The following is a 16,621-nucleotide window of genomic DNA, read 5'->3' as shown; positions in this document are numbered from 1 at the left end:
ATTTATAACCAGTCAATAATTGACAACGGTCATATACGGCAGAAAAAGCGCAAAATCTCTTTATCTTCGCAGACTTTTCGTATATTTCTACGTTTCAAATAGCAAATCTCATACCCCAAATATATTACTACTAACGGTTAACTTTTTTACTTCAATGCACATTGCAATTACTGGAAACATTGGTGCGGGCAAAACCACACTGGCGCGTAAACTATCAGAACATTACAAGTGGGGCGTATTGTACGAAGCCGTAGAAGGCAATCCTTACTTAGCCGATTTTTACGAAGATATGGCCCGTTGGTCGTTCAATTTACAGGTTTTCTTTCTCAACAGCCGCTTCTCGCAGGCCCAAAAAATCCGCTCCATGCACTACCAAACCGTGGTGCAAGACCGTACAATTTATGAAGATGCGTTCATCTTCGCCAAAAACTTGGCCGACTCCAAATTGATGGAAGAGCGCGACTACCAAAATTACTTAATGCTCTACGAAACGATGATAAACGCCATCAAAGCCCCCGATTTGATTGTGTATCTACAAGCAGACTTGCCCAAACTCCGCAGCCAAATCCAAAAACGTGGTCGCGATTTTGAGCAAAGCATTTCTGACGAATATTTGTTGAACCTAAATGAGTTATACGAAAACTTTGCCCACAGTTATCTGGACGGGACGCTATTGACTATCAACGTCAACAGCCTTGATTTTGAAAACAATACCGAAGATTTTGACTTCATTATTCAGCAAATGAATAAGGCTTTGGGGTATCGGTAGTAGAAGTCAGAAGTCAGAAGTCAGAAGTCAGAAGTCAGAAAAGGGAGCCGAACGCTCCCTTTTCTGTTTTTATTAAACTGTAAATCTGACTTAAAAATCGGCGTCAAAGCTCAGTTGTTGTACTTCTCTTTCTTTGCTGGAGTTTTTCACACCTGCTTTCTGGTATTCGCCCACTTTCTTCTCAAAGAAATTGGTTTTTCCCTGAAGCGAAATCATGTCCATAAAATCAAACGGATTGACCGCATTATATACTTTCTGCAAGCCCAGAGACAACAACAAGTGGTCGGCTACGAATTCGATGTACTCGTTCATCAATTTGGAATTCATGCCAATCAACGACACTGGCAACGATTCGGTCACAAATTCCTGCTCAATGGCTACCGCATCTTTGATTAAACTATATACGGTTTCTTCAGGCAACTTATTGACAATGTGGTCGGTATAGAGCAAGCAGGCAAAGTCGCGGTGCAAGCCTTCGTCACGGGAGATAAGCTCGTTGGAGAATGAAAGCCCTTTCATCAAACCGCGTTTTTTCAACCAGAAAATAGAGCAGAATGACCCCGAGAAGAATATCCCTTCAACGGCCGCAAAAGCAATGAGGCGCTCTGCAAATGTGCCATTGCCAATCCAACGCAAGGCCCACTCGGCTTTTTTCTGCACGCAAGGGATGGTTTCAATGGCCCGCAGCATACGGTCTTTTTCGGTCGGGTCTTTGATGTAGGTATCTATCAACAAAGAATAAGTCTCGGAGTGGATATTTTCCATGGCAATCTGAAATCCATAGAAACACTTCGCTTCGGCGTACTGAACTTCTTTCAGAAAATTAACGGCCAAATTCTCGTTCACAATTCCGTCTGATGCCGCGAAGAAAGCCAGTACGTGCGAAATGAAGTGGCGTTCACCATCATTGAGTTTTTCCCAATCCTGCAAATCAGAGGCAAGATCAATCTCTTCTGCTGTCCAAAAGGCCGCTTCGTGGTTTTTATAAAATTGCCAAATGTCGTGGTGCTTAATCGGAAAAAGCACAAAACGGTGGGGGTCTTCAACCAATAACGGCTCTTCAGAAGCATCTAATAAATTTGACATACAATAGGTCTTTTAAAAAAGTGTGTAAAAAAATTTAATTATCAATGAATACTCAACTCCGTGTCTTAGTTCGACGTAACAAATTTATTAACTTTGGTGCTCAGGTAATTACTCTTTGGGGATTTATTGAGAATATTCCTATTGTGCATTTTACAACTCAAAGGTTATCAATACGTTCACCAAATAAATTCCTTTTTTTTTACCATTGATACGTATAAAGGTTATCCGTTGGCGGTCTTTGTTGGGTTACTATACCACATTTATTTTCTCCCAAATCGGCCGCTTTGCACCATAGAATAGGCTTTGTCAATCTGTTTAGTATAACCCGCGATAATAACTTTAGTTTCATTCATCCTGTTTAAAAAAATCACAACTCTCAGATTGTCTTTTATGTTGCCCCTAGACATCTAATGGAGATAAAAAACCTGATTAACCGTTTGCGTTTATGACCCTCAATCCTTGGTATATCCTTCAGAATGAGTCCAAAGCCGACTCTCCTTCTCTGCTGATTTATAAAGAGCGCGTTCAGCAAAATATCCTAAAAATGATTGACATTGCGGGCAGTGTCGACCGACTTTATACCCACGTAAAGACCAACAAAATGCCCAAAATTGTGGAAATGATGCTTGAAATGGGTATTTCCAAGTTCAAATGTGCCACCATTGCCGAAGCTGAAATGGCCGCGATAGCAGGGGCCAAACACCTCATTATTGCCCACCAATTGGTCGGGCCAAAAATTGAACGATTGGTTGCGCTGTGTCAAAAATATCCCGACGTATTTTTTGCCTCTCTCATTGATACAGAAGCCGTCGCCGATGACCACAATCAGATTTTTGAAAAACATGGCCTTATCAGCAACGTTTTTGTAGACGTCAACAGCGGCATGGACCGCTCAGGCCACCCGCTCGACAACACTATTTTTTCGTTATACAAACACCTACACGAACTCCCAAACCTCAAATGCCACGGCTTGCACGTCTACGACGGGCACCTGCGAACGCCTGATTTTGAAACGCGTAAACACGAGGTTGAAACGGGCTTTGTGGATGTACAGCATTTTATAGAATCCATTGAGGAAGCAGGCTTGCCCAAACCCATTATCATCGCGGGCGGTACTCCTACCTTTACTGCGCACGCCTTGCACCACGAAATCTATTGCAGTCCTGGCACGTGCGTATTGTGGGATTGGGGCTACGGCGACAAACTTCCCGAACAACCTTTTGAATATGCCGCCTTGGTCTTGACCAGGGTGATTTCAAAACCTAAAAAGGGAATTATTACCATTGACATGGGGCATAAAGCGGTAGCCGCCGAAAACCCGATTGATAAACGGATTCGTTTTTTAAATTTGGAAAACTATGAGCTCATCGGCCAAAGTGAAGAGCATGGTGTGATTCAAGTCAGTGATTGGGAAAGTATCAATGTAGGTGATGTTTTGTACGGAGTTCCGTATCACGTCTGCCCTACGGTCAACCTTTATGACGAAGCCTATGTCGTCGAAAATCAGTCTATTACCGATACTTGGCAGGTGTTGGGTAGAAAAAGGAGAATTACTGTTTAAAAATAAAAATCACGCAAAGGCGCTAAGACGTAAAGGGGTTTAAACTCTGCATCTCAGTGACTTTGCGTGGCCCGCCGCAGCGGTGATTAAATTGACTACGCCACAAAAATCTCCTGCGTGGGTTGTTCGGAGCCAGGAATAATCGGTAAGGTCACCTGCAAAATGCCGTTTTGATATTCGGCTCTAATCGCGGCCGAATCAATCGTTTCGTCGATAAAGAAACTACGCTCAAACGACGCTTTTTTAAATTCGGTCCGAATCCAATTTTTGTTTTGGTCGGCTTCTTCTTTTGCCTGATACGAAACGTTCAATTCATTGCCTTTCAGACTGATTTTGAAATCATCTTTGGCGCGGTCGGGCGCAATGACGAAAATTTCGTAGCTGCTGTCGGTTTTCAGTACATTGACAGGGACACGGAAAGAACCGCCTCCAAACGGCCGGCCAAATCGTTTCCCTGGGTGGCCGTATCCCATTCCGGGATGTCCATGGCCACATCTTCCTTGGTGATGCATATTGTTGTAATTTAGTTGGTTACTGATTTTTTTGAGGTTCGGTCTGTGGCTTTTCGGGGCCTTGGTGACCGTGTTTGGACCAACGGCTTTCGCATTGTTGATGACCTTCAGCATAATGATGATGGCCTCGCCAATGATGTTGATGCCCGACGGTAATGCGCAAACTCGCGGCGGTAATGAGCGCGACTGTCACGCCCAAGATCCATTTGGTTCTTCGGTTCATGTTGGTTCCGTAATTTTAGGGGATGTTTAGATTTTAATGGTCGGGCGTTGAAACTCGTCTTTCAAACCTTCTTTTCGGTACTGCGCCGTTACGTCTTCATAAGGCGCAAAATGGGTTTGGTATTGTTTCCAATAACGGCGGCGACGCCCCGCAAATAGACGGAAAATCAGCCCTGCAAAAAGAAAGAACAAAAAGGCCTTCAACAATAAAAAGGGAAGAATAAATAAAAATAGCCCCCCAAAAAGACCCGCAATAATCACTCTCGAAACTTGTGTTAACATAGCTGTAATTGGTTTAAATGATTCGTTTAAATGCGTACAAGTTGCTGTACATAAAGGATGACGAATGAAATCAAAAATTACTTTAAAGAATGTAGAGAAATTTTTAGTTTTTTGAATTAGTCTGGGCAGAGGCAGGCGAGACCGCGCGGGCGGCGCTACTTTAACATTTGTTATTTTTCAGTTTTTCGGTTCGCCCATTTCGGGCAGAGGCAAACGGTAGGCCGCCGCGGCCCCGCGGCTACTTTTGGCAGCGTTTACGCCATTCTTCTTTCAATTTGGCGCGTTCTTCATCAGTCATGTTTCGCCATTTTTCTCGCCACTCGCCCCCTCCCTGGAAGCGATTTTCTTGGTTCCATTGGTGATTTCCCCCCATAGAGCCGCGTCCAAAATTCCCGAATAAAATACGGCACAAAACGAGCAGACCCACCGCCTGCCAAAAAGAAATTATCCCCACCCCCAGCAAAGGTGGCAGAATAGCATTCCAAAGCCATTTTACAACCCCTCCCAATACCAGAGCCGCTATCGCTGCAAAAAAAGGAAATAGCCAAAAGCGAGGCCTGTAGTTACGTGGTCTGTTCATATCCTTACTGTTTATCAATCAAATTCATTATTAAATTCAAAACATTTATCCACCCTCGGTCAAATCCTGATACAGGCTTTCGAGGCGTTGGCGCAGGTGCTGAACGGCATAGCGTTTACGAGAAATTAGGGTTTTGATGTTTTCGCCCGTACGGTCCGCAATTTGCTGAAAGGTTTCGTCTTCCAACTCGTTCCAAATAAATACCTGTCGTTGATTTTCAGGCAGTTCGTCGAGGGCGTCAAACAATTGTTGCCAAAAGATTTCCCGCAAATATTCCGTTTCGGGCGTACCGTCGTCGGCGAGTAACAAATCTTTAAAATAGATATCCCCCTCATCGTCTTCGTAGCCGTAGTCTTCCAGCCGTTCGGGTCGCTGCTTACGGTAGCCGTCAACAATACGGTTTCGGGCCACCCGATACAACCAACTCCCCACTTGCTCAATGGCTTCCACTTCTGGTTGACTGCTCAACTGGTACCATACATCCTGCAAAATATCCTCGGCATCTTCGTCGCTGCTCACGCGCTGACGGATAAAGCCGAACAATTGCTTGCTGTACTTTCTGATGGTTTGTACGATATTGGATTTTTGTGATGCCAAAGTCAAAAATAAATGCTTTTCAAGGTAGACGTATCAAGGCAAAAATTACTTTATTTGGCTCAAATATTTTTTATTATAGCCTCCGCAAACAACCCCCATGAATATTTATTTACGAAAACCTTGTTGAAATCTTAGGGTGTTGTTGTTCGTTATTATCTTTGTAGTGTACAATTTTTTCTAAACATCAACCTAAATTCCTATGACAGTTACGATTGATTCTTTTCCATGGCTTAAATTCTATCCGCCAGGAATGGCTTACGAAGTTATTCCTGAGGTTTATCCATCCCTTTTGGAGATGATGGAAGAGGGCTTTACCAAATATGCTTCCAAACCTGCGTATGCTTGCATGGGCAAGCAAATTAGCTACGCACAACTTGATAAAATGTCGAATGATTTTGCCGCTTATTTACAATATATCGGGCTAAAAAAAGGCGACAGGATTGCCATTCAAATGCCCAACGTTCTTCAATATCCCGTAGCGATGTTTGGGGCATTGCGGGCGGGGCTTACCATTGTCAACACCAATCCGCTCTACACGCCTCGCGAGATGGAGCATCAATTCAAGGATTCGGGTGCCAAGGCCATCGTTATTTTGGCCAACTTTGCCGATAAACTCGAAAAAGTACTTCCTACCACCCAAATTCAGCACGTGTTTGTGACCCAAATTGGCGATATGCTGGGCTTTCCCAAAAAGCAAATTGTTAATTTTGTGGTAAAGAACGTCAAAAAAATGGTTCCTCCGTACCACCTTCCTAAGGCGGTTTCGTTCATGGATGCCGTGGAGCAGGGCGCTTCTATGTCGTACACAAAGCCTGCCGTAAACCAGTTGGATTTGGCATTTATTCAGTACACAGGCGGCACAACGGGCGTTTCGAAAGGGGCCATGCTGACCCATCGTAATATCATCTCCAACGTAGAAGCCAATTGCATTTATCTGGGGCCTCTGCTCGATACGATTCCTGAGGGGCAGCCTAATGTTCTTGTGGCCGCGTTGCCATTGTATCACGTCTATGCCTTGACTTGTAATGCCCTTTCGGCGCTCAAAAACGGTGGCATGAACCTCCTCATTACCAATCCTCGCGACATGGAGGCTTTCATAAAGGAACTAAAAAAATACCAAGTGACAGTTTTTACTGGACTCAATACCCTTTATAACGGGCTTATGAACCACCCGAAATTTGGGGAAATTGATTTCAGTCAATTGAAAGTTACTTCGGCGGGAGGCATGGCCTTGCAAAAGGTGGTGGCTGAGCGTTGGTATAAACTGACCGGCAATCTACCGACTGAAGGCTACGGTCTTTCCGAGACCTCTCCCGTTTTGTCGGCCAATCCACTCGACCCCAAGCTGAACCGCATCGGCACCATTGGTATCCCTTTTCCAAGCACCGAAATGCGAATTTTAAGAGAAGACGACACCTGGGCAGACGTAGGTGAGTCGGGGGAAATTTGCGCTTTTGGTCCACAGGTAATGCCCGGATACTACAACCGTCCTGACGAAACCGCCAAGGTGATGTTTACCGACCCCGTTGATGGACGTCAGTGGTTCAAGACGGGCGATGTCGGCATTATGGATTCCGACGGTTATTTCAAAATCGTTGACCGGAAGAAAGACATGGTATTGGTTTCGGGCTTTAATGTCTACCCCAACGAAATAGAAGATGTAGTGGCCCAATGCCCGGGGGTATTGGAAGTAGCCTGCGTGGGTGTGCCCGACGAAAAAACCAGCGAAGCCGTTAAAATATTTGTGGTCAAAAAAGATGAAAGCCTTACCAAAGAGCAAATTATGGCATTTTGCCGGGAAAATCTGACCGCTTACAAGTGCCCCAAACACATTGAATTCAGACAGGAACTCCCCAAAACCAACGTGGGTAAAATCCTCCGCCGCGCCTTACGCGATGAAACCGTAAAATAAGACTGTCGAGCCGCCTCATTGGCGGCTCGACGTTTGTTTTTAACGTCAACACAAATGTCTTCATTCTTCTCAAAACGCGACCTTCATTTCAATTTATACGAACTACTCAAGGTTGAGCAACTCACGGGTTATGACTATTTTAAGGACCATGACCGACAATCCTTTGACATGGTTTTGGACGCCGCTGAGCAGATTGCCGACAAAATGCTCCGCCCCCTCCTGACCGAGATGGACCGCAAAGAGCCCCAATTGGTGGATGGGGCTATTCGCGTACACGAAGGAATGAAAGTAATCACTAAACGTTTTGGCGAAGATGGCTGGATAAATGCCACGTTCAGCTACGATGAAGGCGGTCAGCAGTTGCCTGTTACGGTTCAAAACGCCGCCGCATTTATCTTTCAGGCTGCCAATTATTCTGCCAGTGTGTATCCTTTTCTGACCACGGGAGCAGCCAATTTGATTCGTAGCTTTGGTTCTAAGGCACTCATTGAATGTTATACGCCATTCATGTACAGCGGACGTTGGCAAGGCACCATGGCGCTCACCGAGCCCAACGCAGGAAGTTCTCTTTCCGACATCAGCACCGCCGCTGAGCCTACCAACGAAGAGGGTGTCTATAAAATCTATGGGCAAAAAATCTTTATTTCCTGCGGTGACCACGACGCCTGCGAAAACATTGTGCATCTTTTATTGGCCAAAATCAAAGGTGGGCCCGCTGGTACCAAAGGGATTTCCTTGTTTGTGGTTCCCAAAAAACGAATTACCGAAAATGGACTTACCAACAACGGGGTAACCACCGCGGGCGTTTATCACAAAATGGGCTACAAGGGAGCGCCCATTGCGCACCTGATGTTTGGCTCTGACGAAACTTGCTTAGGTTACTTGGTGGGGGAGCCCCACAAAGGACTCAATTATATGTTTCAAATGATGAATGAAGCCCGCGTAGGCGTGGGCATGAACGCTACCGCTATCGGTACAGCCGCATATTATGCATCGTTGGCTTACGCCAAAGAACGCCCGCAGGGCCGCCCCATCACCGCCAAAGACCCAACCCAACCCCAAACCCTTATCGTTCACCACGCTGATGTAAAACGAATGTTACTGTTTCAAAAATCGGTGGTAGAAGGTGCGCTTTCTCTGCTACTCCAGTGTGGATTGTGGGCAGACTTGGCCCACGTAACCGAAGGAGAAGCCAAAGAGCGTGCCGAGTTGTTGCTTGATTTATTAACGCCAGTTGCCAAATCATACCCTTCAGAAATGTGTTGCCAGACCACGAGTGCTGCGGTGCAGATTTTAGGCGGCGCGGGCTACACCACCGACTTTCCAGTAGAACAATATTACCGTGAAGCACGCATCCATCCCATCCACGAAGGCACAACGGGTATCCACGGCTTGGATTTATTGGGTCGTAAATTAACCCTACACGGAGGCAAAGCATTGCAATATCTGATGGAGGAAATAAAGAAAACGATTGCGGAGGCCAAGCAGTCCGCCCAGTCTCAGTTACTCGATTTAGCGACAAGGTTGGAAGGAGCTTTGGAGCGTGTTCAAACCGTTACGACCTCGCTCCTGAATCTTGCCAAACAGGATAAGGAATTATTTCTGGCCGATGCCACCCTGTACTTAGATTTTTTTGGCATCGTGACCATTGCTTGGCAGTGGTTAAAGCAGGCCATTCAGGCTCAAAAGGGGCTAATGATGGCTAATTCGGAAGAAAATCGTAATTTTTATCAAGGAAAAGTAGCCACGGCAAATTACTTTTTTGATTATGAGCTAGTCAAAATTTTCTCTTTGGCACTGCTTCTAACAAGTCATACCAAGGGTACGGTTGAAATGCAGCCCGACTGGTTTTAATCATCAATACTTGAATCCAAATAAAATTAAAAAAGCCGTGCAGAATGTCCGCTCGGCTTTTTGACTTTACTCAACGTTATGAAAAACTCTTTTTAGAAAAACTTAAATAGACATAAAAGTCATACTATTTTTGTTTTTCTATTTTTGGTATATTTTGTATCTCTTTTTAGAGAGAATTAACAATTTCTTAACTCTTAATCAAGTACGCAAAGTTAGCATTTTCATCGAAATGCTATTCTTTTTTTTATAAATTCTTATAAAATAAATATTTAAGACTCAATCTGTTACTTTTCAGGAATAAAAGTACAGCATTAATAATTTTCATTCAGTCCTTTCTATAATATAACATATATTTGATAAAATTAGTGTTATTGATGTGAAAAAAATAAAAAAACAAAATATTCTACTTTGATTCTCCATTTTTAGGCGTTATCAATTTTTGATGTAAGACATAAAAAAAATGACCAAGCGGTATAGCTTGGTCATTCCTACATCAATCTCAATTAAAAAATTAACCCACCAATTCTTCTTCTAGTACCTCTGTAACTGAGGTAAAATCAAGTCCAAAAGCGTCAGCAACGGCCTTATAGACCACTTTACCGTTTACTACATTTAAGCCTTTCTTCAAATCTTCGTTTTGAGCGCATGCTTTTTGCCATCCTTTGTTGGCCAATTGAATGGCGTAGGGTAGGGTGGCATTGGTCAACGCCAAGGTAGAGGTGTAAGGCACCGCTCCCGGCATGTTGGCAACGCAGTAATGCACAATTCCATCTATTTCATAAATTGGATCTTCGTGGGTCGTAGGCTTGCAGGTTTCGATACATCCACCTTGGTCTACGGCTACGTCCACCAATACTGTTCCTTTTTTCATCAATTTCAACATATCACGCGTCACCAAGTGGGGGGCTTTGGCTCCAGGAATCAGTACGGCACCCACAATCAAATCGGCACTTTTTACCAAGTCGCGGATATTATATTCGTTTGACATTACCGTGTCCACATTGGCGGGAAGAATATCTTCCAGGTACCGCAGTCGATTCAGATTAATATCAACAATGGTTACGTTGGCTCCCAATCCTGCCGCCATTTTGGCCGATTGCGCACCTACGATACCCCCGCCAAGCACTAATACATTGGCTGGTTTAACGCCCGCAACACCGCCCAACAAAATACCGCGTCCACCCATGGGTTTTTCGAGGTATTTGGCTCCTTCTTGAATCGCCATCCGTCCCGCTACTTCCGACATAGGCACCAATAAAGGCAACGAACGGTCGGCTTTTTCGACGGTTTCGTAGGCCAAACACACCGAGTTACTTTTCAGCATGGCGTGCGTCAGTTCTTCCGATGAAGCAAAGTGAAAGTAGGTAAACAGCAACTGGTTTTCTTTGATAAGGCCATATTCTGAGGCAATAGGCTCTTTTACTTTCACAATCATTTCGGCAACCGCGTATACTTCCTCAATCGTGCTCAAAATCGTGGCACCTACGGCTTCGTACTCACTGTCCTCAAACCCGCTTCCTTGCCCAGCCGTAGCTTGTACATATACTTTATGGCCGTTTTTACGAAACTCTGCTGCTCCTGCGGGCGTTAGGGCCACGCGGTTTTCGTTGTTTTTGATTTCTTTTGGTACGCCGATGATCATAGTAGTAATAGGCTTAATGTTCAGAAATTTATTGCGTTTAAGTCTTGGCTGGAATACGATACAAAATTACGTGAAAGAAAAATATTTCCTGTTATTTAATGATAAATAAGAAAATATTTCTTATTTTTAAAAATAAAAATGATTTATTCCTCTTTTGCCCTGATTTAAAGGTTACGAAACGAAAAAAATTCGGGTAAGCATAAAAATTAAAAATGTAGTACCTAAAAACGACTGAATCAGATGTACTTAGACGAAACCGACTACCGTATTTTGCAGTTGTTACAAACAAACGCGCAATTGACCATTAAGGAGATTGCCGCCGAAATCAATCTATCCATTACGCCCGTCCATGACCGAATCAAAAAACTTGAACGGGAGGGCGTCATTGAAAAATACGTGACCATTTTGAATAAAAAACGCCTCGGTAAAGGGCTTACGGTTTTTTGCAACGTAACGCTTGATAAACAGCAACGGGAGAATTTTCAGGAATTCAGCGAGGCCATGCTTCAAATGCCCGAAGTTGTGGAATGTTGCGTGGTTTCGGGCACGTTTGATTATCTAATTAAAATCATCGCTACGGATGTGGAGAGTTATCACACTTTTTATCAGGAAAAACTCGCCACCCTCAAAGCGATTTCGCACATAAGCAGTTTCTTTGTAATGTCGGAAGTAAAAAATACGACGTCGTTACCAATATAAATCAGGGATGAGGAGCGGCCGCTGCTGCGGATAGAAGCGAGGAGCGAGATTAGTAGTATACACTGCTGTCTTTTCTCCTGACTTCTCACTTCTCATTCCTCACTTCTAACAAAAAAATGCTTCTTCAACCTATCAACAATATTGCCGAAATATGTGCCCGCAAAGGCGTTAATAATGTGGTCATTTCACCAGGGTCAAGGAGCGCAGCCCTGACGTTGGCCTTTGCGCGACATCGTGGTATAAAAACAAAAGTCATCCCAGATGAGCGCGTAGCGGGGTTTGTAGGTTTGGGCATGGCCCAATATAGCCACCAAACCGTGGCGTTGGTCTGTACTTCTGGAAGTGCCGCTTACAACTTAGCCCCTGCCGTGGTCGAGGCGTATTTTCAGGAAATTCCGTTGCTGGTTTTTACCGCCGACCGCCCCAAAGAATGGATTCACCAACAAGACGGCCAGACCATTTATCAGAACGAGCTGTACGGTAAACACGTAAAAAAATCGTTTGACTTACCTGCTGACTACGCGCATCCCGACGCCAATTGGTACATAGAACGCGTCTTAAATGAAGCGATTAATTTATCACAAACGGTCCCCAAAGGCCCAGTGCATATCAACGTACCTATACGGGAGCCGTTTTATCCCGTAGCAGACGAAAAAATTACGTACGACCGTAACGTAAAGTTGGTCGAGCGACTTGCTACTGAACCAACCCTGAGCACCGACACTTGGCACCGCTTACAAAACGAATTTGAGAATGCCAGTCGCGTGCTCATCGCCGTGGGGCAATTGCCGCCTGCATCGGCACTGTGGACCGTTTTGAAAGAATTTAGCGAAGAAATGGGCGTGCCCGTCTTGGGAGATATTATATCAAATATTCCTGTTAATGAGGCATTTGTACGACAACACGATGTTTTTTTACGGGGCAAAAATGAAGAATTGCTCACCGCTCTTGCCCCCGACCTGCTGATTACGGTCGGTGATTCGTTCATCTCCAAAAACTTCAAGCTTTTTCTGCGCAAACACTCCCCTGCCCGGCATTGGCACGTAAAATCGACCGAACAGCTCATTGATACGTTGCAAACGCTCACCACGCAAATTCCCGTGGAGCCGTTGTATTTTTTTCAAAAATTATTGGAAGACTTAGATTATCAGCAGTTTGTCCAAAATGATTCTGATGACGATGGGCGCGGGGCCTTTCGGGAAGCGTGGCTGCAAGCCGACCGACAGGGAAAACGAAGCGTACACCAATTTTTACGGCAAGAACCTCGTTGGAATGAATTTGCATTGGTAAGCAATGTCTTGGAAAACTTACCCGAAAACAGCGTTCTGCACCTTGCCAACAGTATGCCTGTGCGTTACGCCAACCTTCTTGGGCTTTCGCGCCCAGCCGAGGTGTTTGCCAATCGCGGCACGAGCGGCATTGACGGCTGCACAAGTACGGCGTTGGGCGCGGCCTTGATGACCGACAAACCCGTTTTTATCATTACTGGCGACGTCGCTTTTTTCTACGACCGCAACGCGTTTTGGCACCCGCACATTCCTCAAAATCTCCGCGTAGTGTTGTTTAACAACGCAGGGGGGAATATCTTCCGACTTATCGACGGGCCATCGGCTCAGCCTGAATTGGAGCAGTATTTCGAAACGCGACATTCTACCACAGCCCGTCACACCGCCGAAGATGCTGGGTTGGGTTATTATTCCTTAAAGGAAGACGAAGATTTTAGCGCTGTTTGGCATGAATTCATTGCTCCAAACGGGCAAGCCAAATTGCTGGAGATTTTTACTGACCCAGTGCTAAATGGGGAGGTTTTTGAAGCGTATCGACAAATGGGAACTGCTTAGGTTCAGCGTTTAATGGCTTTCAAATAAGATAAAGTCCCAAACAGCGTGGACTGATTTCCTTTTATTTCTACATTTTCAAATCCCTCAATTGCCAGAAATTGAGGGATTTTACCTTTTATATTATCGTGGGTGGTATAGAAATTATCAATCACTTGTACCACAAAAAACAGAAACCGCATCAAACCGTTTTCTGCTTTGCCCCAATCAGCAATGTGCAGTTCACCTTTAGGCTTAAGCACACGGCGTATCTCACGAAAAGCATGAAGTTTTTGCTCGGTGGTTAAATGATGAAAAACCCAAGCCGACAGCACCTTATTAAAGGAAGCATCGGCAAAAGGAAGCGTTTTGCCGTCAAATTCTTTTAATTGAATCGACGAATTTTTAAGCTTTGCTTTTTTATTCGCAATAGTCAGTATTTGAGGGTCAACATCCAAACCTGCAATGGTACAATCAGGATGCAAGTCTTCTATCATAAGCGTGAGGGTGGCGGTTCCGCAGCCAAAGTCTAAAATAGCTTGCCCTTTTTTTATATCCGCCTGTTGAATCAACCGCTTTTTTACCTTTATCTCAGGCATAGTTAGCCAAATAAACCAATCGTAGATGGGCGTCAGAAAATGGTATTTTAGGGCGGGGATGTAGTCGGAAGGCATTGGCTGCGTTGGCGATTTTTACTCCACAATCGGCGTTATTTCAATTATTTTATCTGCATTACCGCCGTTGCTGGTACAAAGATACACTTTCCCATTTGGCGCAATGGCAATGTCGCGCAGGCGGCCGAACTGATTTACCAAATACAGATTGGCAGGACCTTCAATGGTGTTACCATTGGTACTTACTTTGAGACTATATAACGTTTGGTTTTTCAGAGAAACCAACAACAAATGGCCTTTCCAGCGCGGATAGGCATCATTGTTATAATAGTCCAACCCGCAAAATGCCCATGTGCCGCCCGTTCCTGACGAAAAAATGGGTTCAATCACCGAGTTGGCGTTACAAAATGTGATTTCGGAAGGGGTATCGCAGAAACCTTCTACGTTGGGCCAGCCATAATTGCCCGACTGTTGAATGAGGTTTATTTCGTCTTCAATCCCCGCCCCGTGCGACGAGCAGTATAATTTCCCATTGGCATAGACCAATCCCTGCGGATTTCGGTGTCCTTTACTCCATACCAAACTACCCGCCATGGGGTTATCGGCGGGAACGGAGCCGTCTAAGTTCATTCGCAGAATCTTACCATTGAGGTTCGTATCATTCTGAGGCGCACTAAGGTCTTGTGCATCACCCGTGGTGACAAATAATTTCAATTCGGGGGTAATGACCAGTCGGCTGCCGTCGTGGGTGGAATTGCCTAAAATATTCTGTACCAATATCAATGGACTGCCCAAGGTAGCAGTGCCGCTGTTGAAGGTAAAACGTACCACTTTTACCCTCATTCCCGAAACGGTATTGTCAATGCTGTAATTGTAAGAAACATACACGTAAGGATGGTTGGCAAAATCGGGATGCAACACCATACCCAATAAACCACCTTCTCCGTTAGAAAAAACATCCGAAATGGTAATCAAGGTTTGAACGGCGCTCGTTTGCGGATTCACTCGGCTGATTTTTCCACCCTTCTCGGTCATCCAAATAAAGTCATCAGGTCCCCAGAGTATTTCCCACGGCAATTGCCGCCCCGTCAGTACTTCTCTCGTTTGTAATTCTGTACATTTACCCGTAAAGGCTTTAAAAACACTCCCCGACTTTGCTTCAAATCCAGGGTTTAACTGTACGTAGTTCTGCGCCTTAAATTGTACACTTGCGTTGGCTTCAATGTCGCCTGTACCAATGATATAATTACTTGATTCGTAACGGTATCCTATATTTGAGAGATTGGAGGAAACCGACACGTTGCTGTTGCACGGGGAAGTGGTCAGCCCCACCTGCACAAGCACACTGTTGGAGGCACCACTTGTCTGCATTCCGCTCGTGCAGGTGGCCGTAAAACGGGCACTTTGTTTGGGAGAAACAGAAATCGACGCACCTGTTTGTCCAGTAGACCAGTTGACCGTTCCAGCACAGCCCGAGGCGGTTAGGGTAACGTTGGAACCATAATTAATGAAAGCGCTCGTGGGTGTAACGGAAGGCGGCGTTTGTCCAAAGCTATTCAACGCAAAAAAGGCAGGAATCAAGGAGAAGTAATGTGTTTTCATACGCTTGAGTTTTTAAGCTAAGATACGATTTTAACAGCCGTAAAGTTTTTGGCGCATCAAAGTAAATTCAAGCTTCTGCTTCATTCCTGCCTTTTAATCAAATCAATGACTATAGCTCTAAAAATCAATTTATTAGAAATCAATTGACACATTAATCTTTCCTGCGAACGTATACGTTGTTGCTGATGGATTCCAGTCGTACGTCAGGGCCGCCACCGTTGACGGTTCCTTCCAGCAAATAGCCTACGATCGGATTCTTTTGTTTTTTGGTCTTGAGATCAATATCCAGATCGGTATAAACCTCGCCCGTGATGGTCTTCATGGCGATGTTAGCACCTCTGGCTTTTGGCCAACTAAAATCCACATAGCCACTGATAGTTTTGGCAAATACGGGCCCCGAAGCGCCTTTGATGTCGATATTGCCATTGATGGTTTCCAGCTTCAACTTGGCATTTTTGGGCAGATAGACTTGATAATTGATTTTACTGCACACATAATGGTCGGCTCCGTTGTGTTCGGTCCGCCATTTGTTATTTTCGCCGGGGCAATCTTCGACATTCCCTTTTTTCAAAAGGTCTTTATCAAAGTCTGTTTTGAGCGTGATTTCGTCAGCGGTCGATCCCGATTCTACCGTAAATGCATCATTTAGCCGGCCGCTGTTGATGACAACCGCGATTCGTACCGATACTTCGGCTTTGTCCCAGTACCGTACCTGTATGCTGTCAGCAAATTTGAGGTTGAGATTTACGGTTTGATTGGTAGAGAACGGAAATTTTTTCTCAATGATTTTTTGGGCAAAAGCTGCGCTGGCCATAAAGCCTAAAAGCAAAAGGAGAGAAACAATTTTCATGGCTGTATGCGTTGGGGTTGGG

At 44.8% G+C, this 16,621-nt stretch carries 16 protein-coding genes; 6 read left to right on the top strand and 10 right to left on the bottom strand.

Annotated features, from left to right (window positions below):
• The first annotated feature begins 154 nt into the window (after positions 1-154).
• A complete protein-coding gene (locus GVN20_RS16325; RefSeq protein WP_166559362.1) occupies positions 155-769 on the top strand; it encodes a deoxynucleoside kinase in 615 nt (204 codons plus the stop codon).
• Positions 770-859: 90 nt separating this feature from the next.
• Here the strand turns inward: GVN20_RS16325 and GVN20_RS16320 are convergent, their stop codons facing one another.
• The gene (locus GVN20_RS16320) at positions 860-1,855 is read right to left on the bottom strand and encodes a ribonucleotide-diphosphate reductase subunit beta (RefSeq protein ID WP_114069460.1); all 996 of its coding nucleotides are present in this window, start codon (positions 1,853-1,855) and stop codon (positions 860-862) included.
• Positions 1,856-2,300: 445 nt separating this feature from the next.
• Between GVN20_RS16320 and GVN20_RS16315 the strand changes: the two genes are divergently transcribed.
• Positions 2,301-3,416 (top strand): D-TA family PLP-dependent enzyme, encoded by a 1,116-nt coding sequence (locus GVN20_RS16315; protein ID WP_166559361.1) that lies wholly within the window; start codon positions 2,301-2,303, stop codon positions 3,414-3,416.
• 95 nt (positions 3,417-3,511) lie between these two features.
• Here GVN20_RS16315 and GVN20_RS16310 read toward each other — a convergent pair whose 3' ends face one another.
• The 5 genes from GVN20_RS16310 to GVN20_RS16290 all read right to left on the bottom strand — a co-directional run bounded on the left by GVN20_RS16310 (position 3,512) and on the right by GVN20_RS16290 (position 5,609).
• Positions 3,512-3,928 carry an Hsp20/alpha crystallin family protein gene (locus GVN20_RS16310; RefSeq protein ID WP_166559360.1) on the bottom strand — a complete coding sequence of 139 codons (417 nt, stop codon included), beginning with the start codon at positions 3,926-3,928 and terminating at the stop codon, positions 3,512-3,514.
• A 19-nt stretch (positions 3,929-3,947) separates the two neighbouring features.
• On the bottom strand, positions 3,948-4,151 hold the full coding sequence (locus GVN20_RS16305; protein WP_166559359.1) for a hypothetical protein: 204 nt from the start codon (positions 4,149-4,151) through the stop codon (positions 3,948-3,950).
• A 26-nt stretch (positions 4,152-4,177) separates the two neighbouring features.
• The gene (locus GVN20_RS16300; protein ID WP_166559126.1) at positions 4,178-4,432 is read right to left on the bottom strand and encodes a hypothetical protein; all 255 of its coding nucleotides are present in this window, start codon (positions 4,430-4,432) and stop codon (positions 4,178-4,180) included.
• Positions 4,433-4,670: 238 nt separating this feature from the next.
• Entirely contained in the window at positions 4,671-5,012 is a 342-nt protein-coding gene (locus tag GVN20_RS16295; protein ID WP_166559358.1) for a hypothetical protein, read from the bottom strand.
• A 45-nt stretch (positions 5,013-5,057) separates the two neighbouring features.
• Entirely contained in the window at positions 5,058-5,609 is a 552-nt protein-coding gene (locus GVN20_RS16290; protein ID WP_166559357.1) for an RNA polymerase sigma factor, read from the bottom strand.
• Between the two features lie 199 nt (positions 5,610-5,808).
• Between GVN20_RS16290 and GVN20_RS16285 the strand changes: the two genes are divergently transcribed.
• The gene (locus tag GVN20_RS16285; protein WP_166559356.1) at positions 5,809-7,521 is read left to right on the top strand and encodes an AMP-binding protein; all 1,713 of its coding nucleotides are present in this window, start codon (positions 5,809-5,811) and stop codon (positions 7,519-7,521) included.
• A 54-nt stretch (positions 7,522-7,575) separates the two neighbouring features.
• Positions 7,576-9,375 carry an acyl-CoA dehydrogenase gene (locus GVN20_RS16280; RefSeq protein ID WP_166559355.1) on the top strand — a complete coding sequence of 600 codons (1,800 nt, stop codon included), beginning with the start codon at positions 7,576-7,578 and terminating at the stop codon, positions 9,373-9,375.
• A gap of 511 nt (positions 9,376-9,886) precedes the next feature.
• Here the strand turns inward: GVN20_RS16280 and ald are convergent.
• The gene (gene ald / locus GVN20_RS16275) at positions 9,887-11,017 is read right to left on the bottom strand and encodes an alanine dehydrogenase (protein ID WP_166559354.1); all 1,131 of its coding nucleotides are present in this window, start codon (positions 11,015-11,017) and stop codon (positions 9,887-9,889) included.
• 240 nt (positions 11,018-11,257) lie between these two features.
• Between ald and GVN20_RS16270 the strand changes: the two genes are divergently transcribed.
• Together GVN20_RS16270 and menD are read left to right on the top strand one after the other, a co-directional pair.
• Positions 11,258-11,716, top strand: a complete 459-nt coding sequence (locus GVN20_RS16270; RefSeq protein WP_166559353.1) for an Lrp/AsnC family transcriptional regulator — start codon at positions 11,258-11,260, stop codon at positions 11,714-11,716.
• 116 nt (positions 11,717-11,832) lie between these two features.
• Entirely contained in the window at positions 11,833-13,557 is a 1,725-nt protein-coding gene (menD, locus tag GVN20_RS16265) for a 2-succinyl-5-enolpyruvyl-6-hydroxy-3-cyclohexene-1-carboxylic-acid synthase (RefSeq protein ID WP_166559352.1), read from the top strand.
• Positions 13,558-13,559: 2 nt separating this feature from the next.
• Here menD and GVN20_RS16260 read toward each other — a convergent pair whose 3' ends face one another.
• From GVN20_RS16260 to GVN20_RS16250, 3 genes are all read right to left on the bottom strand, one after another.
• Positions 13,560-14,207 (bottom strand): class I SAM-dependent methyltransferase, encoded by a 648-nt coding sequence (locus GVN20_RS16260; protein ID WP_166559351.1) that lies wholly within the window; start codon positions 14,205-14,207, stop codon positions 13,560-13,562.
• A gap of 18 nt (positions 14,208-14,225) precedes the next feature.
• Complete coding sequence (locus GVN20_RS16255; protein WP_166559350.1) at positions 14,226-15,749, bottom strand: sorbosone dehydrogenase family protein; 1,524 nt, start codon at positions 15,747-15,749, stop codon at positions 14,226-14,228.
• A 151-nt stretch (positions 15,750-15,900) separates the two neighbouring features.
• The gene (locus GVN20_RS16250; RefSeq protein WP_166559349.1) at positions 15,901-16,599 is read right to left on the bottom strand and encodes a DUF4097 domain-containing protein; all 699 of its coding nucleotides are present in this window, start codon (positions 16,597-16,599) and stop codon (positions 15,901-15,903) included.
• Between the last annotated feature and the right edge of the window lie 22 nt (positions 16,600-16,621).

Source organism: Runella sp. CRIBMP, assembly GCF_009905605.1.
Lineage (GTDB): Bacteria > Bacteroidota > Bacteroidia > Cytophagales > Spirosomataceae > Runella.
This window is presented reverse-complemented; position numbering and strand designations above follow the sequence as displayed.

What these genes read in the sequence shown, in the direction of transcription:
- GVN20_RS16325 (WP_166559362.1), top strand. Translation starts at nt 155, where the DNA reads ATGCACATTGCAATTACTGGAAACATTGGTGCGGGCAAAACCACACTG.
- GVN20_RS16320 (WP_114069460.1), bottom strand. Translation starts at nt 1,855, where the DNA reads ATGTCAAATTTATTAGATGCTTCTGAAGAGCCGTTATTGGTTGAAGAC.
- GVN20_RS16315 (WP_166559361.1), top strand. Translation starts at nt 2,301, where the DNA reads ATGACCCTCAATCCTTGGTATATCCTTCAGAATGAGTCCAAAGCCGAC.
- GVN20_RS16310 (WP_166559360.1), bottom strand. Translation starts at nt 3,928, where the DNA reads ATGCATCACCAAGGAAGATGTGGCCATGGACATCCCGGAATGGGATAC.
- GVN20_RS16305 (WP_166559359.1), bottom strand. Translation starts at nt 4,151, where the DNA reads ATGAACCGAAGAACCAAATGGATCTTGGGCGTGACAGTCGCGCTCATT.
- GVN20_RS16300 (WP_166559126.1), bottom strand. Translation starts at nt 4,432, where the DNA reads ATGTTAACACAAGTTTCGAGAGTGATTATTGCGGGTCTTTTTGGGGGG.
- GVN20_RS16295 (WP_166559358.1), bottom strand. Translation starts at nt 5,012, where the DNA reads ATGAACAGACCACGTAACTACAGGCCTCGCTTTTGGCTATTTCCTTTT.
- GVN20_RS16285 (WP_166559356.1), top strand. Translation starts at nt 5,809, where the DNA reads ATGACAGTTACGATTGATTCTTTTCCATGGCTTAAATTCTATCCGCCA.
- GVN20_RS16280 (WP_166559355.1), top strand. Translation starts at nt 7,576, where the DNA reads ATGTCTTCATTCTTCTCAAAACGCGACCTTCATTTCAATTTATACGAA.
- ald (WP_166559354.1), bottom strand. Translation starts at nt 11,017, where the DNA reads ATGATCATCGGCGTACCAAAAGAAATCAAAAACAACGAAAACCGCGTG.
- GVN20_RS16270 (WP_166559353.1), top strand. Translation starts at nt 11,258, where the DNA reads ATGTACTTAGACGAAACCGACTACCGTATTTTGCAGTTGTTACAAACA.
- menD (WP_166559352.1), top strand. Translation starts at nt 11,833, where the DNA reads ATGCTTCTTCAACCTATCAACAATATTGCCGAAATATGTGCCCGCAAA.
- GVN20_RS16260 (WP_166559351.1), bottom strand. Translation starts at nt 14,207, where the DNA reads ATGCCTTCCGACTACATCCCCGCCCTAAAATACCATTTTCTGACGCCC.
- GVN20_RS16255 (WP_166559350.1), bottom strand. Translation starts at nt 15,749, where the DNA reads ATGAAAACACATTACTTCTCCTTGATTCCTGCCTTTTTTGCGTTGAAT.
- GVN20_RS16250 (WP_166559349.1), bottom strand. Translation starts at nt 16,599, where the DNA reads ATGAAAATTGTTTCTCTCCTTTTGCTTTTAGGCTTTATGGCCAGCGCA.